Origin of the sequence: Micromonospora sp. L32 (assembly GCF_052068055.1) — a bacterium.
Taxonomy (GTDB): Bacteria; Actinomycetota; Actinomycetes; order Mycobacteriales; family Micromonosporaceae; genus Micromonospora; species Micromonospora purpureochromogenes.
The window spans coordinates 247632-263727 of record NZ_JBQHDD010000008.1 but is presented as its reverse complement, the minus strand read 5'-3'; the positions used below and the strand labels follow the sequence as shown (position 1 = coordinate 263727).

The window sequence follows — 16096 nt, the reverse complement described above, 5'->3', positions numbered from 1 at the left end:
GCGGGTGGGTCGTCGACGGTCAGATTGCCGAGAAGCGCCGATGGCAGTGTGTTTCACATCGTGACGACGAGCTTGCCGGTCGTATGCCGGCGGACGAAGTCGACGCATGCTTGAGCGCCCTGGTCGAGGGCGTAGCGGCGGCCGATCGTGGCCGGTAGTTCTCCGCGGACCGCCAGTTCACCGACCTCCCGCATCCCGCCGAAGGTGCCGTCCATGTCCAGTACGAAATGCAGACCGACGTCGTCGCGGCCGATCCACTCCTGCTGCGGTACCGGGTAGGTGATTGTGAGGAGCCGTCCGCCTGGGCGGATGGCGTCAGCGACTCCGGCAAGGTGGTCACTCGGCAGGGTCAGGTTGAACGCGACGTCGACGTCGGAGGGGTACTCGGATTCCGCGTACCCGATGGTCTCATCGGCGCCGAAAGCTCGCAGAATGGCGGCGTCAGTGGCGGTCGCCGTGGCGATCACCCGCGCCCTCGCGGCGGTCAGCAGCGGGATCACGGCGGTTCCGACGCCGCCGGTAGCGCCGATGACCAGGACGGTTTCGCCGGGCTGCACTCCGGCGGTGGCCATAAGTGCCCGTGCGGTCAGGCCGACGGTGGGCAGCGCGGCCGCCTGCTCGATGTCGAGGCCGGCCGGGCGATGCGCCAGGAACGGGGTATCGGCCTCGAAGACCGCGTACTCGGCCAGCGACCCGGTGCTCAGCGACGGCCGGGGCGCACCGGCCATCGCCCGCAGCGCCCGCGGCACAGCCTGACCGAAGATCTCGTCGCCCACCTGATAGGCCGTCACGCCAGCGCCAACCTCGCTGACCGTGCCGGCGAAGTCGTTGCCGGGCACGTGCGGAAACCCCAGCGGTACGACGTCGCGGAAATCCCCGCTGGGCAGCCGGACGTCCGCCGGGTTGATCGAGGCGGCGGCGATCCGGACCTGGATCTGCCCCGGCCCAGGCTGGGGCACCGGCACGTCCCCCACGGTGTATTGCTCGGGCGGCCCGTAGCCGGTCACGACAACTGCCTTCATGCGCTTCCTCCATAAACGGACCGGACGGTCATGTTATCGATCGCGAAGCTAGCAATAAACGGACCGTGCGGTCAACTTGTTAGGGTGGCAACGTGACCTCGACCCGCCCGTTGCGTGCCGACGCCGCCCGCAACCGACGGCTGCTACTGGCGGCCGCCGCCGATGAGTTCGCGGAGCGTGGCCTGGACGCCTCGGTCGCCGACATCGCCCGCCGGGCCGGTCTCGGCAAGGGCACCCTGTTCCGGCACTTCGCCACGAAGGATGACCTGCTCGCCGCGATCGTCCTCGACCGGATCGACGCGCTCAACGCAGTCGGCGAACAGTTGCTCGACGCGGCGGATCCGGGCGCCGCGCTGCTGGAGTTCCTCACCGTCGCCGCGGACCAACAACGGCAACGTGACCTGTCGTTCCTGCAGGAGGCCGGCGAGCTGAACGCGGACGTGATCAGGGCCCGCGAGCAGATGTTCCGCAATGTGCACAAGCTTGTCGATCGGGCTCGTGAGCACGGCGCCGTGCGGGCCGACGTCACCGGCGCCGACGTCATCCTGCTGATGTGCGCGCCCAACTACGTCACCAGCTACGTGCCGGACGCCTCGCCCGACCTGTGGCAGCGATACCTTGCCATCATCTTCGACGGCCTACGCCCGGAAGGCGCCCACCCGCTGCCCCACCCGCCGCCAGCCGCTCTTTGACGCCGCCAAACAGGGTCTGACCGCGGATGCCTGCAGAAAGTCTCTGGAGACTGTTCTCGGCTGAACCCTCGGCCGCTCCCGATCCACAACGTCATGGACATGTCCATACACAACATCGCTGCACGACAAATCCAGCTGATCGGCTGGCTCAATGATGAACGGGGAACTGGTCGTCTGGGAGCGCGGGCGGACGAACTTCGCCCTGCTGCAGCGGCGGGTCACCGCCGGCCGGGGGCTGCTGCGCGAGGCTCGTGAGCACCCGGCCTACTACGTCGCCTTCGACCTTTCTCGTTGCCGCCGACGGAGAGTCGGTGCTCGACGCACCGCTGGTCGAGCGTCGTGGCCGGTTGATGCGGCTTCTCGCGGGCGCCCCGCCGCAGCTGGCGGGTCACCCCGCAAAGCGCCGACGCCACCGAAGTCAGTGAGTGGCTGACCTGGTGCTCGCGGATCCCTTGACCCCTGCGGGTCCGGAGCCCAACGCTTCGACCATCGTCAACGCGCTGGTCAGGCCCGCATTGCCTCAGTCTGCCCGTGACATGATTGCGCCCATGGGGAAGCAGCAGGACGACGGCCACCGCGGGTCAGGTACCACCGCCCACCGTGCGAGCGGCGGCAGCGCCGACGCGCGGCTTGCCCTCGCGCAGGACCCCGCAACGCCACAGATGACCCTCTTCGACTTGGCGTCCGACCCGTCGGCCGTGGTCCGTAAGGCGGTCGCGGCCCGGACCGACGCACCCGCGCAGGCACTGCGACCGCTGACCCGGGACCATGATCGTCAGGTCCGGGAGGCGGTGGCGAGAAACCCCTCGACCTCGGTCGGCAATCTCTTGCGTCTCGTCAAGGACCCCGACCGGTGGGTCCGCTGGGCGGTCGCCAGCAACCCGGCTTGCGACGAATCGGTTCGCCGGGTGATGTCGGAGGCGCCCGACAAGGAGCTTCGTGGTCTCCTCGCGGAGATGCGGGAGTTGGAGCCCGAACTGGCCGCCAGGCTGATCGACGACGTCTCACCCGAGGTACGGGAACGACTCGCCACCCACACCCACGACCCCGACGTGATCACCGCCCTGATGGCCGATCGCACCGTACGCGTACGCAAGGGGGTCGCCCGCAACCCGCGGACCACCGCCGAGCAGCGCAGGGCGCTTGCCCAGGACCCCGTGGTCGACGTCCGTGCCGCGCTGGTCCGCGCGGTCCAGCTGGACGAGGCGGATCTGGAACGCCTGGTTCACGACCGTTCGGTGCAGGTCCGACTGGCAATGGCAACATCCGAGGTCATCCCGCCGCACATCCGGCAGGCCCTCGGCCGCGATCCCGACGATATGGTGGCCGGCGCGGCGCGAGATTTCCGCCCGGCGTCTGGCAACTCCCCGGTGATAAAGGCTCCACGCGTCGGTCACCGGCGCTCCGGGAGCGGCCCAGGTCGACCGGGCGGCGCCGCGCGCTAAGGCAGGCGGCAGGTCTGCCCCGGCCCATACAGGGCGGGCACCCGCGCCGGATCATCATTCTCGAGGATCAGCACGAGGATGCCCTGCCGCAAGACGGACGCAGGCGCACGCCCTCTCTTTTCTGGTCTCAGGGATACGGAAGGGCGCTCGCTCGGTGGGGATCGGCGCCGGCCGTGGTGGAGCGGTTGTCGCCGTGGTCGCCGTGCCAGTCGAGGACGAGCATGCAGGCGTCGTCGGGCAGGGCGGGTCCGGCGACGTCGAGGACGGCGTCGCCGAGTACGCGGACGACCTCCCTGGGGTGCAGGTCGGTGAGGCCCGGCAGCCGTGCGGGCAGGTCGAGGCGGGCGGCGCCGCGTTCCAGCATGCCGTCGGTGAGCAGGATGAGCCGATCGTCGGGGCGAAGCGGGACGTCGGTTGTGCGGTAGGTCCCCTGGCGCAGTACGCCGAACGGCGGATCGACCGGTAGCGCGAGGGGCTGGACGGTCCCGTCGCGCACCAGCAGTGGGGTGGGGTGGCCGGCGTTGACCATGGCCAGCACGCCGGTGCGCAGATCGAGTCGGCCGAGAAGTCCGGTGGCGAAGGTGAACCCCCCGGGCGGATTCTCGATCAGCGCCGAGTTTGCGGCCCGGGCCTGGTCGAGCAGGGTGTGACCGTGGCGGCGGGTGTGGCGCAGGCTGCCGACGCAGAGCGTTGCGGTCAGTGCGCTGTGCACGCCGTGGCCCACGGCGTCGGTGATGCTCAAGTGCAGCAGGTTGCGCGCGAGGCTGTAGTCGAAGGTGTCTCCGCCGATGCTGGCCGCCGGCTCCAGCCACGCCGAGAGGGTGAACGAGCCGGCCTCGCAGGTGAATGAGGAGGGCAGGAGCCGGCGCTGGATCTCTGCGGCAAGGGTGAACGGAGTGGTCCGCTGGCCCCATTCGAAAAGGTCGGTGTGCCGCCGGGCGGCGATCACCACGAACGCCAGCGCGTGCGCGGCCCGGGAGATCTCGGCCAGGGCCTCGTCGTCCGGCTTGACCGGCAAGGAGATCTCCAACAGTCCGATCGCCTCGCCCCGTTGCGTGACGGGCGCCATCACGACGTGATCATCTCCGCTCGGACGGACCTGCACGCGTTGGGAGCGCAGCGCCTGTTCCTGTGGCCCGCCGTCGAAAGGCAGCACGGTGGCGACGTCCTCGTCCTGCTGGCGTCTGCCGGGCCGGTTCCCGAAGGGAACGTCGTGGGCCAGCCGAACGAGAGCCCGGCCGCTCATGTCCGCGACGAGGAACGACACCCACAGCGCCCCGAGGTCGACGCCGATGCCTCGGGTCACCGCCTCCACCGCGTCGACCGGGGCGGCGTCCTCGACGGCGCGCAGCACGTTGCCCAGGTCCACGCCGCTCCACCGTTTCTTGTTCACGCGCCAGAGCATAGGCCGAGAGAGCCGACAAGCCGTCCACACAGGTTTCGTCGGCTCCGGGCCGGCGTCCGGGCTCAGCCCTCCCTGCTGCGCTGCCGTTCCTGCTCCCCGGCCAAGCGCTCGGAGCGACGGCGTGGACCTGTACCTGGATCGCGACTCGTTCCGGGAGGCGTTTGCCGCAGACGTCGATCCCGGGACGGCCACCGTGATGGCAGCGGCGCAGCGGCCGTGGAGCGGCGCCGCGGCGGCCACGCCGTCGGGCCCGCCGGCGTGGAAGTCCATCCCGTCGTGGTACCTGCTCGGCACCGAGGACCGGGCCATCCCGCCTGCGGGGCAACGTTTCATGGCCGAGCGCGCGAAGGCGAGGATCGAGGAGGTGGCGGCCTCCCACGCCTCCATGGTTTCGCAGCCCGAGGTCGTGACGCGGTTGATCCTGAGCGCGGTGGAGGCGACCAGTCGCTAGCCGCCCACCCGGCGCTGGTGATCATGCGGATGCCTGGGTGGCCGCCGGTTCGATCCGCTCGACCCACTGTGCCCGCCAGGCCGGCGGCTCCCAGGGCTCTCCGAAGTAGATCCGCTCCCGGACGACCTTGCCGTCGCGGAACTCCATGATCCCGACGGCCATCATCGGCCGGTCGTCGTACCGGATGGTGTACTCGTTGACCCACAGATCCCCGCAGCCGACGGTCCGGTGCAGCTGGAACTCCTGCCGGGCGGGGTAGCTGGACCTGAGGGCGGTGATGTTGGCCTTGCCGCGGACGCGCTCGCCGCCCTGCGGCCACTCCAGCACCGCGTCGTCGGCGTAGATCTCGGAAGCGCGGGCGATGTCGTCGCCCGGCCCGCCGCCGGGGGCGCTGACGTTGGAGGCTTCGAAGTGGGCTTTGATCATCGCCCGCGCGACGGTCTCGTCCATGGCTCAACCTTCCGTCCGAACGGAGGTCTGCGTGTTGGCCTGCGCATCTGGAAGCTACCACCGGCCGGGAGCCACCCGGTGCCGTACCTGGCGGATTGAGGCTTCGTCGTGCAGCACGGCAGTCATCGACGAGCGGCAGCGCGGCGTGCGAGGGAAGGTCAGCGGCACCGCCGTACGCTACCGACGCGCGGCCCCACCCGGCTGATCCGCACGGCGCCGGGTGGGGTCGTGGCTGTCAGGGCCAGGTCCGGGCCTGGGCGTCGAAAACCTCGGGCGGACTCTCCACCGGCAGGACGCAGACCAGGTGCCCGCCCGGCACCCGCAGGATGCGACAGTCCAGCCACCGGGTCACCTCGGTGGCGCCGAGGGCGACCAGCCGTGCCGTCTCGGCCTCGACGTCGTCGGTCTCGAAATCGAGGTGGAAGCGGGGCGCGTCGTCGACGGCCTGCACGGCGGTGACCAGCCCGGGCAGGGCGCCGTGCAGGCCGACGAACTGGGGATACTTCGGGTCCGCCTCGGTGGGAACGCCGAGGGCGGCCGACCAGAAGGCCGCCGCCCGGGCGGCCTCCGCGTGCGGGGCGTCGATCAGGACGGCGTAGACGCGGCTCCGATGCATGCCGGGCAAGATAGTGCCTGTCCACGATCCGCGCCGCCCCGGTGGAGCCGGCGCGAAGGGAGTGGGCCACTCCCGTGGCGGCCCTGCTTAGGCCGCGGCGGCGGCCGGGACCCAGAGTCCGTCGACGGCGCGCTCGGCCGCCGCGAGGCTCTCCTGGGCCAGCGGCACCAGGCCGGCCATGGCCGGGTTCACGCCGGCGAGGGTCAGCTCCGCCGTGATGAAGCGCGGTTGGAGGCCGGTCATCGCCAGGCCGTGCGGCAGCCAGGGCTCCGCGTGGTCCCAGCCCTCGCGTGGCGTGCCGGGGGCGTACCCGCCGCCGCGCGTGGCCAGCACGATGAACTCACGGTCGCCCAGGAGGCCGGCCTGGCTCTCCGGGTCGTAGGCCAGGCCGGGCGCGATCAGGTGGTCGACCCACGCCTTGACGCTGCTGGGGGCGGCGAAGTTGTACAGCGGCAGCCCCAGCAGGACCGTGTCGGCCCGCCTCACCTCCTCGACCAGCTGCTCGGTCAGCGCCCAGGACTCCCGCTGGGCCGGGCTGTGCTGCTGCGGCGGTGTCATCCGCGCCAGGCCGCCGGCCTGGTCCAGATGCGGCAGCGGATCGGCGCCCAGGTCCCGGTAGTGGACCGTGCCGTCGGGGTGCGCGGCGCGCCAGGCCCTGGCCGCGCGCTCGGTCAGCCGGCGGCTCACCGACCGGTCCCCCTGGATGCTGGAGTCGATGTGCAACAGGTGTGCCATTGATTTGCCCTTCATAATCCATTGGTGTCGTGCCAATCATTTGTAGCACGTGGGTCGTGGGCGGCGACGGTAGGCTTGGTCACATGCCTGCCGTACCGGTCGACCAGCCCGAGCACCGCTCGGCCCCCCTGCTCGACCACCTCGCGCGGCGGATGCGGCTGCGTGCCGAGACGGTGCTGGCGCCGCTGGGGCTGCGGCCCCGGCACCTGGTCGCGCTCACGGTGCTGCGGGCGCAGGGCGGCAGCAGCCAGCAGGCCCTCGCCGGCACACTGGAGATGGACGGCACGAACATCGTCGGGCTGCTCAATGAGCTGGAGGCGGAGCGTCTGATCGAACGGCGCCGTTCTCCCGAGGACCGTCGCCGGCACGTCGTCGAGCTCACCCCCGCCGGCGAGAAGCGCCTCGGGGAGGCTGAGTGCGCCCTCGCGGCGGTGGAGGACGAGGTGCTCGGCGCGCTGGACGCGCGGCAGCGCGAGACCCTCTACGAGCTGCTGGAGCGGGCGGTCGGTGGCGGTCCGGCGTCCTGCGCCGGGGCGGCGGAGGGTCCGTCGTGCTCGGCCGCGGGCGAGCCGGCCTGCTGACCGGTCAGGAGATCGCTGTACCGATTGACTTTCGATAGGTTACGAGCGATAGTCGATGCGTGTTCACTGAGCATCGAGCGGTGGCCCCGCTCAGAGTCTTCCTCGTGCTGCTGTTCGGGATCCTGGTCATGTTCCAGACCTTCTCCCTGCCCGGACAGTTCGCGCACATGGCCCAGGAGTCCCCGGACCAGGCCCACCTCCGGTGGCCGCTGACTGCCGTCTCGGTGTTCTGGCTGCTGTGCATCCAGGTGGTGATCGTGTCCACCTGGAAGTTGCTCACCCTGGTCAAGAACGACCGCATCTTCAGCGACGCCGCCCTGGCGTGGGTGGACGCGATCGTCTGGGCGATCGTCGCCGCCTGGGTGGTGCTGCTGGGCGTGTTCCTCTACGTCGGCTTCAACGCCTCGGACCCCGGACTGCCGCTCCTGCTCTTCCTGATGTTGGTGGGCGTCGCCGTGCTGGGGCTCCTGATGGTGGTGATGCGGGCACTGCTGCGGCAGGCCACGACACTGCGCACCGACATGGAGGCGGTGATCTGATGCCCATCGTCGTCCGCATCGACGTCGAGCTCGCCAAACGCAAGATGAGCGTCGGCGAGTTCGCCGAACGCGTCGGGCTCACGCCGGCGAACGTGGCGGTGCTGAAGAACGGCCGCGCCAAAGCCGTCCGCTTCAGCACCCTGGAAGCCATGTGCCGGGTGCTCGACTGCCAGCCCGGTGACCTGCTCGAGTGGGTCGAGGACTGACCCGCCGCACCGCCTCCCAACCACCGAACACCTCGGCCACGTCGACCCGCTCACCGGCCGGATCCGCGACGGATCCGGCTCGGAAAGGAAACCCCATGAAGTACGTCCTCGCCCTCGTCGCCCTCCTCGCCGTCGCGGTCGGCGTCGCCGGCATCGTGTACGGGGAGGCCGATGACTCCCCGGGCCTCCAACTCCTGGGCGTCCTGCTCGTCCTCGGCGCCGTGGTGTTCGGCGTGCGGGCCGTCCGACGCGGCAGGTAGCAGAACCACGGTGGCGTCGTCCCCGCCCGGCGGCGTCAGGTCCGGCCCTCGGCCCGGAGCCGGTCGGCCAGCTCACGGACCGCGGCGGCGAACCGCTCGTCGGATTCGCACGGCCAGTGCCCCTGCACCGGGGGCGGGACGCTGTCGCTCGGGGGCGCCACCACGTCCTCGGGGTCCCGCAGTCGCCGGTCGACCCGGTCGCTCGGGCCGGCCCGGGTCGGTGGGTCACCGGGCCGGTGTGCGGCGAACATCCAGCCGCCGATGGGATCGGTCTCCCGCCACAGGTTCAGCCAGCGCCAGCCGACCCGCTCGCCCACCTCGTGCAGCACGTCCCGGCCCAGGTACGCGGGGAAGAGCCGGGCGTACAGGCGGTCGAGCGGGGACCCGTAGGTCAGCAGCGCGACCCGCCGGCGTACCTGCGGCGGCAGTTGCAGCACCGTGGCCGCCAGCAGCACCGAGCCGTGGCTGTGGCCGGTGAGCAGCACGCCGGTGTGCCGCTCCGCCAGGTAGCAGATCCGCTTCGCCAGCTCGGGTACGGCCCGTTCGGCGTAGCACGGCGGCGCGAAGGGGTGGGCCGCCCGGGGCCAGAACGTGCCCAGGTCCCACACCACGCCGACGTACCGGCGGAACTCCGCCGTCCGGTAGGCGAACAGTCCGCCCATCACCAGGGCGAGCACCAGCCCGAGGATGAGATAGCTGCCCACGGTCAGCCCGAAGTTCACGAATCCGGACGGCACCCCGAGCAGCCGTTCCGCCAACGGGCTCGGCTGCAGGCCGAACAATGCGAGCAGGCTCGTGGCCAGGCCGAGCGTGGCCAGGCAGGCGCACGCGACGGCCAGCGGGCCGAGCCACTCGGTGAACCGCGCCCGCGCGATCGTCTTCTCCACGCGTCGCATCCGGTCGGCGGCCTCCGGCGGGGCTGCCGGGAAGTCCCGGGCGACGATGGCCCCCGCCGCCCGTCGGCGACCCCGGCGGGAGAGCAGGGTCAGCCCGGCGGCGACCAGCACCGCCACGATCATGCTCAGGAAGAAGGTGAACAGCGCCCACTTGTAGGCCAGCGGCGGGGCCGCCAGATCCTCCGGACGTCCGGTGATCGCCCGCCGGTTGAGGAAGTACGCCGTCCGGTAGACCAGCTCGGCGGAGAACGCGCCGGCCAGGCCGACCGCGAAGGCCGCGATCACGGGTGCGCCGAGGCCGTGCAGCAGCGCGCGGCCGCCGTCCCGGCGGCCGCGCCAGGGGGCCAGCACGGCGAGGGCCGCCAGCAGGGCCATCTGCGCGAGGAAGGCCCAACCGACGATCCGGCCGTACCCCGGCAGCCCGGCCGCGAGCGGCCACGGGGTCCGGTCCAGTGCGACCACCCCGAGGGTCGCCACGGTCAGACCGCAGGCCACCGTGCGCAGCGCCACGGTCAACCGGTCGGTGGTGTGCGCCGTCGCCGGCTGTTCCAGCAGCTCGGGCGCGCAGAGCAGCGCCGCGCCGGCCGCCAGCACCAGCACGGCGAGGACGGCCAGGGCGACCGTCACGACCGAGGGGTGGCCGGCGCCGCGCGCGGCGAGCAGGGTCAGGTCGAGCACCGCGAACGCGACGGCGATGTGGATCGCCCGCAGCCGGCCCACCATCGGCATGGCGTCCCACTGGCCGACGGCGCTGAGCCGGTCGCCCTCGGGGTCGCCGGTCGGCACCCGGAAGCCCTCGTAGGAGCGGCCGGGCCGGGCGCCCAGCAGCCAGACCAGCCCGACCGCGGCGATCGGCACCACGGCCAGCACCGCCAGCCGCAGCCCGACCGGGTGCCCGCCGAGCCAGGACAGCCAGGCGCGGCCCATCAGGCAGCGGGACGAGCCCATGCACTTCCAGGCGATCAGGTCCAGGGCGACGCCGGCGGCGGACAGGGCGTACAGCACGGTGAGGTTGAGCGCGACGAGCCGGCACAGCACCTTGACGCCCGAGCCGGGCCCCCGCCGGGCCGGCCGCATCCAGATCGCCACGTTGCTCAGCATGAACGGGAGCAGGAAGACCAGGGACAGTGTCCGGGCGGCGGTGCCGGAGGGCAGGTCGCTCCACCGGTACGCCTCCAGCACCACGCCGCCCGGTCCGGTGCTGTCCGGGTAGCCCGGCCTCGGCCGGAAGAAGCCACCGCTGCGGTCGCCGGCCACCTGGTGGGCGTGCGGCCGGTCGAGCACCTGATCGGCACGGGCGCCCGAGACCCCGTGCACCCGCAGTTCGACGACATCGTCCGGCGCGTGCTGCTCTCCGGACGGCGGTGCGGTGTCGGTCATCGGCCTGCGACCCCCGGCGGCGCGGCCAGCAGTGCGGGACGGCTGCCGGACGGACGAGCCGCACCGGCGCCGGCTGGCGCGCAGGAGTACCCGCGCAGCGGGACGTCAACCAGGGCTTCGTCCCGTGCCCACCGGTGCCGCGGGGGTCCGGTGAACCGGGCATTGCCGCCGCTCACCGGCACTACCGTGGATGGTTGGTACGCCGGGGTCGCCCACGCCGGGGCCGGCGGGAGCGGGCGCGTCGCCGTCGGCGTGACGCGAGCGGCGAGCACCCCTGCTGTGCGCCGGGCTCGGCGCTGTCGGCGCTCCCGCAGCTCGTCCCGATGTCCTGCCGTTCCCGGCGCTGGCGCCGGCCTACGAGAAGAGCAACGCCGTGAACGAACTGTTGGAGCAGGCCATCGCCGCGCACGGCGGGATGGACCGGTGGAACGAGCTGAGCTCGGTCAGCGCGCGGGTGCTCGGCGGCGGCGCGCTGTGGGGCCTCAAGGGCCAGGAGGGCGTGCTGGACGACGTGGTGACGCAGGCCGAGCTGCACCGCCAGGTCGCCCGCACCACCCCGTTCGGCCGGCCCGACCTGAGCAGCGTCGTCACCCCGGACCACGTCGTGATCGAGACCGCGGCGGGGGAGGTGGCCGAGGAACGGTCCCGCCCGAGGGACTCCTTCGTGGGCCACGAGATCGCCACCGGCTGGGACCGCCTGCACCTGGCGTACTTCAACGGGTACGCGATGTGGAACTACCTGACGGAGCCGTTCCTGCTGGCGGGCCCCGGATTCCAGCTGGAGGAGCTGGCGCCCCACCACGAGGACGGCGAGGTATGGCGAGCCCTGCGGGTGGTGTTCCCGGACGAGGTGGCGACGCACAGCAGGGAGCAGACCTACTACGTCGACGCGGAGGGGCACATCCGGCGGCACGACTACGTGCCGGACGTCTTCGGCCCGGGTGCGCCCGTCGCCGCCAACTACAGCTTCGACCCCCGGCGGTACGACGGAATCCTCGTCCCGACCCGCCGCCTGGTCTACCTGCTCGACGCCGAGGGCCGCCCCGACAAGAACACGGTGATCGTCTCGATCGAGTTGCAGGACGTCCGGTTCCAGTGACCGCGCCGCCGTCGACGTAACGTCACGACCAGCGCAGCGCCGGGCCCGCTGCTGGTAGTGTGGGCGGCCGGTGATCGGATCAGGGAGACCAGACATGGCGGGTGACGACGACATCTCCGGGTGAGACCGGACGTGTTCGGCCACCGGCAGGCGCGCGGCAAGCGCCCCGCCGCCGGCAGGCCGTGCCCTCGTCAACCATCCCTGTTGCCCGCCCGGGCGGCTCCGGCACGCCCGCGTCACCGTTGAGGTCCCTCGCATGTCCGACGCGTACATCGTCTGCTCCAACCTCTCCTTCTCCTGGCCCGACGACACCCCCGTCTTCGAGGACCTGTCGTTCACCGTCGGCGGTGGTCGTACGGGTCTGGTCGCCCCCAACGGCGCCGGCAAGAGCACCCTGCTCAAGCTGATCGCCGGACAGTGCCGGCCCACCGGCGGGTCGGTGACCGTCGAGGGAGTGCTCGGCTACCTCCCGCAGAGCCTGCCGCTGGCCGGCGACCTGACCGTCTCCGAGGTGCTGGGGGTCGCCCCCGTGCTGCGGGCGCTGCACGCCATCGAGGCCGGCGACGCCAGCGAGGAGCACTTCACCACGATCGGCAACGACTGGGACGTCGAGGAGCGCACCCAGGCCCAGCTGGACCGGTTGGGGCTCGCCGGCGTCGCGCTCAGCCGCCGCCTGGACACCCTCAGCGGCGGGCAGGTGGTCTCGCTCGGCCTCGCCGCGCAGCTGCTGAAGCGGCCCGACGTCCTGCTGCTCGACGAACCCACCAACAACCTCGACCTCGACGCCCGGCGCATGCTCTACCACCTGCTCGACGACTGGCCCGGCTGCCTGCTGCTGGTCAGCCACGACCGCGCGCTGCTCGACCGGATGGACCGCATCCTCGAACTCGACCGGGGTGAGGTCCGCTCCTACGGCGGCAACTTCACCGCCTACCAGGAGGCCGTCCGGGCCGAGCAGGAGGTCGCCGAGCGCAACGTCCGCAACGCCGAGCAGGAGGTCAAGCGGGAGAAGCGGGAGATGCAGCAGGCCCGCGAGCGGGCCGAGCGGCGGGCCAGCAACGCCAGCCGCAACCTCAAGAGCGCCGGCCTGCCGAGGATCTTCGCCGGGACGATGAAGCGCGGCGCCCAGGAGTCGGCCGGCCGGGCCGGCGAGACCCACGCGGCCCGGGTCAGCCAGGCGCGGGCCCGGCTCGACGAGGCCGGCCGCGCCCTGCGCGACGAGCAGCGGATCGTGCTAGACCTGCCCGGCACCAACGTTCCCGCCGGGCGCACCGTCTTCCACGGCGAGCGGATGCAGGTCCGCTACGGCGACCGGGCGCTCTTCGCCGCCGACGGTGCCGACCTGGTGATCCGGGGCCCCGAGCGGATCGCGCTGACCGGGCCCAACGGCGCCGGCAAGTCCACCCTGCTGCGCCTGGTCCACGGTGACCTGGAGTCCGACGGCGGCCGGGTGCGGCGGGCCGACGGGCGGATCGCGTACCTGTCGCAGCGGCTGGACCTGCTGGACCTCGATCGCACGGTGGCAGAGAACCTGGCCGCGTTCGCGCCCGGGACGCCGGAGGCGGAGCGGATGAACCTGCTCGCCCGCTTCCTGTTCCGGGGCTCCCGCATCCACCTGCCGGTCGGGGTGCTCTCCGGCGGGGAGCGGCTGCGCGCCACCCTGGTCTGCGTGCTGTGCGCCGAGCCGGCACCCCAGCTGCTGCTGCTGGACGAGCCGACCAACAACCTTGACCTGGTCAGCGTCGCCCAGTTGGAGAGCGCGCTCGGCGCGTACCAGGGTGCCTTCGTGGTGGTCAGCCACGACCAGCGGTTCCTCGCCGAGATCGGGGTGAACCGCTGGCTGCGGCTCGCCGGGGGACAGCTGCGGGAGACCGGCGCGCCCGAGCCCGACTGACGCCGCCGGGTTCACCAGGGGGCGGGCCGGCCGTCGCGGAAAAAGCCGCCGGCCGGGCCGTCGTCCGGCGGTATCGCCGGTCCGCCGCCCGCACTTTCCCGGCGGTGTGGAACCCGCAAATGGGGGAAGCCCGAGCCGTTACGTGGCGCGGGGGTGCGACGACGGCGGGAGGGACATGGGCGCCGGGACGTTCGTGGTGGCCGGTGGCACCAGTGGGCTGGGCCTGTCGGTGGCCCGCCTGCTGGCCGCCGACCGTCAGGTGACCGTCCTCGGCGACGTGCGGGACGAGGTCCACGCGCTGCCCGAGCAGGTCGCCACGCAGGCCGTACGGCTGCTGTTGGACCCCGGCGGCCGCTACGTTCCCGGTGAGCGCGTGCTGCGCGCGGACGGGCGGTGGTAACGACGGGAGGCGACCCCGCCGAGCGTCCGGTCTCGGCGTGGGCGCCGTTGCGGACGGCCGTCTACCGCAATCTGTGGCTGGCCCTGCTCGCCGCTAACGTCGGCACCTGGATGCAGAGCGTCGGCGCCCAGTGGCTGCTCATCGACGAGCCGAACGCCGCGACGCTGGTCGCCCTGGTGCAGACCGCCAGCCTGCTGCCGGTGCTGCTGCTGGCCCTGCCGGCCGGCGCGCTGGCCGACGCCTTCGACCGCCGGCACCTGCTGATCTGGGTGCAACTCTTCCTGGTCGTCGTGGCCGTGGCGCTCACCCTGCTCACCGCGACCGGCCGGATGCCGCCGGCGCTGCTGCTCACCCTCACCTTCGCGTTCGGGGTGGGACAGGCGCTCACCCTGCCGGCCTGGACGGCGGTGATCCCGGAGCTGGTGCCGCGGGAGCAGCTCCGGGCGGCCTCCGCGCTCGGCTCCATCAGCGTGAACGTGGCCCGGGCCGTCGGACCGGCCGTGGCCGGAGTGCTGATCGCGCGGACCGGTGTCGCGCCGGTCTTCGCCGTCAACGCGGTGGCGTTTCTGATCTTCGCGCTGGCCCTGACCCGATGGCGGCCCGGCAACACGCGCGCCGTCGAGGTGCCCGAGCGGTTCACGGCCGCGCTGCGCGCCGGCGGCCGGTACGTGCGGCACTCGCCGATCGTCCGCCGGCTGCTGCGGCGCGCGCTGGTCTTCCTGGTGCCGGGCAGCGCCCTCTGGGCGCTGCTGCCGCTGGTCGCCACCCGGCGGCTGGGCCTGGACTCCAGCGGGTACGGCCTGCTCCTGGCCGTCCTGGGGGTGGGCGCTGTCCTGGGCGGGCTGCTGCTGCCGTGGATCCGTACCCGGATGTCGGCCAACCAGTTCCTGCTGGTGGCCGGCGTGCTGTACGCCGGGACCCTGCTGGTGGTCGGCTCGGTGCGGGTCGTCCCGGTGGTGCTCCTCGCCCTGCTGCCGGCCGGGCTGGCCTGGGTGACGGTACTGGTCAACGTCAACGCCGAGATGCAACTGTTCCTGCCCGGCTGGGTGCGCGCCCGGGGTCTGGCCGTGTACCAGGTTGTCTTCGCCGGCGGCCAGGCGGTGGGCGCGTTCGTCTGGGGCCTGGTGTCGGACATGGCGGGCCTGTCGACCGCCTTCGTCGCGGCGGGCGCGCTGATGCTGCTCGGCTCGGTGACCAGTCAGATCTGGCCGCTGCCGGAGCTGCGGGGCGTCGACGGGGACCCGGCCACCTACTGGCCCCGGCTGGAGTTGGCCCACGAGCCGGATCCCCGGGTGGGTCCGGTGCTGGTGCTGGTGACCTACACCGTCCGGCCCGAACGTGGACGGCAGTTCCTGGACGCGATGGAGCTGGTCCGGGGGTCGCGGCAGCGTACCGGGGCGATGCGGTGGGGATTGTTCCGGGAGGGCGAGGCCTCGGACCGATTCGTCGAGGTCTACCTGGTGCCGTCCTGGGACGAGCATCTGCGCCAGCACGGCGGCCGATTGACGGGTGCCGACCAGGCGGCGGAGGAGCGGGCCCGGGAACTCGCCGACGGCCCACCCGAGGTGCGTCACCTGCTGCCGGCCGCCGCCGGACGGACCGGCGCCGACGACCGGGAAGCGGCCTGAACGACCCAGCCTCATACAGGTGGGCGCAGGCGGGGCCGTACACGACAGCGGGCCGGCGGCCGGGACCCGGCCACCGACCCGCCCGTCGGGCGCCGGATCAGCCCGTACCCTGCCGGTGCACGCGCCCCTCGTGCGCGACCTTGGACCGGTCGTGGTCGCGTTCGCTGCCGGACGGACCGGTCGCGGTCCGTTCGTGGCGGCGCTTGGGCGAGCGTTCGACCTCCGAGCCCTGTCGGCCGGGAGCGCCGCTGCCCGGGTGCCGCCGCCCTCGTGCCGATTCGCCGCCGGGGTCGTGTTTGTTCTCCTTGTGGCTACCCATGGGCTGCGCGTACCCGCTGAGGTCGGAGCTAGTCGCCCGCGGCGTCAGGGCTGGCACCCGCCGCGGGTGCGAAAGAAC

At 72.5% G+C, this 16096-nt stretch carries 17 protein-coding genes; 11 read left to right on the top strand and 6 right to left on the bottom strand.

Annotated elements, in window-relative coordinates; genetic code table 11:
• Positions 1-53: 53 nt before the first annotated feature.
• Positions 54-1007 (bottom strand): NADP-dependent oxidoreductase, encoded by a 954-nt coding sequence (locus tag ACTMTB_RS23125; RefSeq protein ID WP_441148332.1) that lies wholly within the window; start codon positions 1005-1007, stop codon positions 54-56.
• Between the two features lie 107 nt (positions 1008-1114).
• Here ACTMTB_RS23125 and ACTMTB_RS23120 point away from each other — a divergent pair, with 107 nt between their 5' ends.
• Both ACTMTB_RS23120 and ACTMTB_RS23115 read left to right on the top strand, forming a co-directional pair.
• Positions 1115-1714 (top strand): TetR/AcrR family transcriptional regulator, encoded by a 600-nt coding sequence (locus ACTMTB_RS23120; protein ID WP_441148331.1) that lies wholly within the window; start codon positions 1115-1117, stop codon positions 1712-1714.
• Positions 1715-2262: 548 nt separating this feature from the next.
• Positions 2263-3159, top strand: a complete 897-nt coding sequence (locus ACTMTB_RS23115) for a hypothetical protein (RefSeq protein WP_441148330.1) — start codon at positions 2263-2265, stop codon at positions 3157-3159.
• Positions 3160-3286: 127 nt separating this feature from the next.
• Here ACTMTB_RS23115 and ACTMTB_RS23110 read toward each other — a convergent pair whose 3' ends face one another.
• Complete coding sequence (locus tag ACTMTB_RS23110; RefSeq protein WP_441148329.1) at positions 3287-4552, bottom strand: PP2C family protein-serine/threonine phosphatase; 1266 nt, start codon at positions 4550-4552, stop codon at positions 3287-3289.
• On the opposite strand from ACTMTB_RS23110, the gene ACTMTB_RS23105 reads away from it, so the two are divergent.
• Positions 4452-5015 (top strand): alpha/beta fold hydrolase, encoded by a 564-nt coding sequence (locus ACTMTB_RS23105; protein ID WP_441148328.1) that lies wholly within the window; start codon positions 4452-4454, stop codon positions 5013-5015. The two genes, ACTMTB_RS23110 and ACTMTB_RS23105, sit on opposite strands and share 101 nt — an antisense overlap.
• 21 nt (positions 5016-5036) lie before the next feature.
• On the opposite strand, the gene ACTMTB_RS23100 is transcribed toward ACTMTB_RS23105, so the two are convergent.
• The 3 genes from ACTMTB_RS23100 to ACTMTB_RS23090 form a co-directional block, all read right to left on the bottom strand.
• Positions 5037-5465 (bottom strand): nuclear transport factor 2 family protein, encoded by a 429-nt coding sequence (locus tag ACTMTB_RS23100; protein WP_441148327.1) that lies wholly within the window; start codon positions 5463-5465, stop codon positions 5037-5039.
• A gap of 235 nt (positions 5466-5700) precedes the next feature.
• On the bottom strand, positions 5701-6081 hold the full coding sequence (locus ACTMTB_RS23095) for a VOC family protein (protein WP_441148326.1): 381 nt from the start codon (positions 6079-6081) through the stop codon (positions 5701-5703).
• Between the two features lie 87 nt (positions 6082-6168).
• On the bottom strand, positions 6169-6816 hold the full coding sequence (locus tag ACTMTB_RS23090) for an FMN-dependent NADH-azoreductase (protein WP_441148325.1): 648 nt from the start codon (positions 6814-6816) through the stop codon (positions 6169-6171).
• An 83-nt stretch (positions 6817-6899) separates the two neighbouring features.
• Between ACTMTB_RS23090 and ACTMTB_RS23085 the strand changes: the two genes are divergently transcribed.
• The 4 genes from ACTMTB_RS23085 to ACTMTB_RS23070 all read left to right on the top strand — a co-directional run bounded on the left by ACTMTB_RS23085 (position 6900) and on the right by ACTMTB_RS23070 (position 8402).
• Positions 6900-7397 (top strand): MarR family winged helix-turn-helix transcriptional regulator, encoded by a 498-nt coding sequence (locus ACTMTB_RS23085; RefSeq protein ID WP_154937862.1) that lies wholly within the window; start codon positions 6900-6902, stop codon positions 7395-7397.
• An 80-nt stretch (positions 7398-7477) separates the two neighbouring features.
• Complete coding sequence (locus tag ACTMTB_RS23080) at positions 7478-7936, top strand: DUF2975 domain-containing protein (protein ID WP_441148324.1); 459 nt, start codon at positions 7478-7480, stop codon at positions 7934-7936.
• On the top strand, positions 7936-8142 hold the full coding sequence (locus tag ACTMTB_RS23075) for a helix-turn-helix domain-containing protein (protein WP_088962527.1): 207 nt from the start codon (positions 7936-7938) through the stop codon (positions 8140-8142). Before ACTMTB_RS23080 ends, ACTMTB_RS23075 begins: the two co-directional genes overlap by 1 nt.
• A 95-nt stretch (positions 8143-8237) precedes the next feature.
• A complete protein-coding gene (locus ACTMTB_RS23070) occupies positions 8238-8402 on the top strand; it encodes a hypothetical protein (RefSeq protein ID WP_441148323.1) in 165 nt (54 codons plus the stop codon).
• A gap of 35 nt (positions 8403-8437) precedes the next feature.
• Here ACTMTB_RS23070 and ACTMTB_RS23065 read toward each other — a convergent pair whose 3' ends face one another.
• Entirely contained in the window at positions 8438-10678 is a 2241-nt protein-coding gene (locus tag ACTMTB_RS23065) for a hypothetical protein (protein WP_441148322.1), read from the bottom strand.
• 373 nt (positions 10679-11051) lie between these two features.
• On the opposite strand from ACTMTB_RS23065, the gene ACTMTB_RS23060 reads away from it, so the two are divergent.
• The 4 genes from ACTMTB_RS23060 (at position 11052) to ACTMTB_RS23045 (ending at position 15699) form a co-directional block, all read left to right on the top strand.
• Positions 11052-11777, top strand: coding sequence for a hypothetical protein (locus tag ACTMTB_RS23060; RefSeq protein WP_441148321.1), 726 nt, complete (start codon positions 11052-11054; stop codon positions 11775-11777).
• A gap of 256 nt (positions 11778-12033) precedes the next feature.
• Positions 12034-13671 carry a ribosomal protection-like ABC-F family protein gene (abc-f, locus tag ACTMTB_RS23055; RefSeq protein WP_441148320.1) on the top strand — a complete coding sequence of 546 codons (1638 nt, stop codon included), beginning with the start codon at positions 12034-12036 and terminating at the stop codon, positions 13669-13671.
• 175 nt (positions 13672-13846) lie between these two features.
• The gene (locus ACTMTB_RS23050; RefSeq protein ID WP_350795409.1) at positions 13847-14071 is read left to right on the top strand and encodes a hypothetical protein; all 225 of its coding nucleotides are present in this window, start codon (positions 13847-13849) and stop codon (positions 14069-14071) included.
• On the top strand, positions 14065-15699 hold the full coding sequence (locus ACTMTB_RS23045; protein WP_441148319.1) for an MFS transporter: 1635 nt from the start codon (positions 14065-14067) through the stop codon (positions 15697-15699). The genes ACTMTB_RS23050 and ACTMTB_RS23045 overlap by 7 nt, the downstream gene beginning before the upstream one ends.
• The last annotated feature ends 397 nt before the right edge of the window (positions 15700-16096 follow it).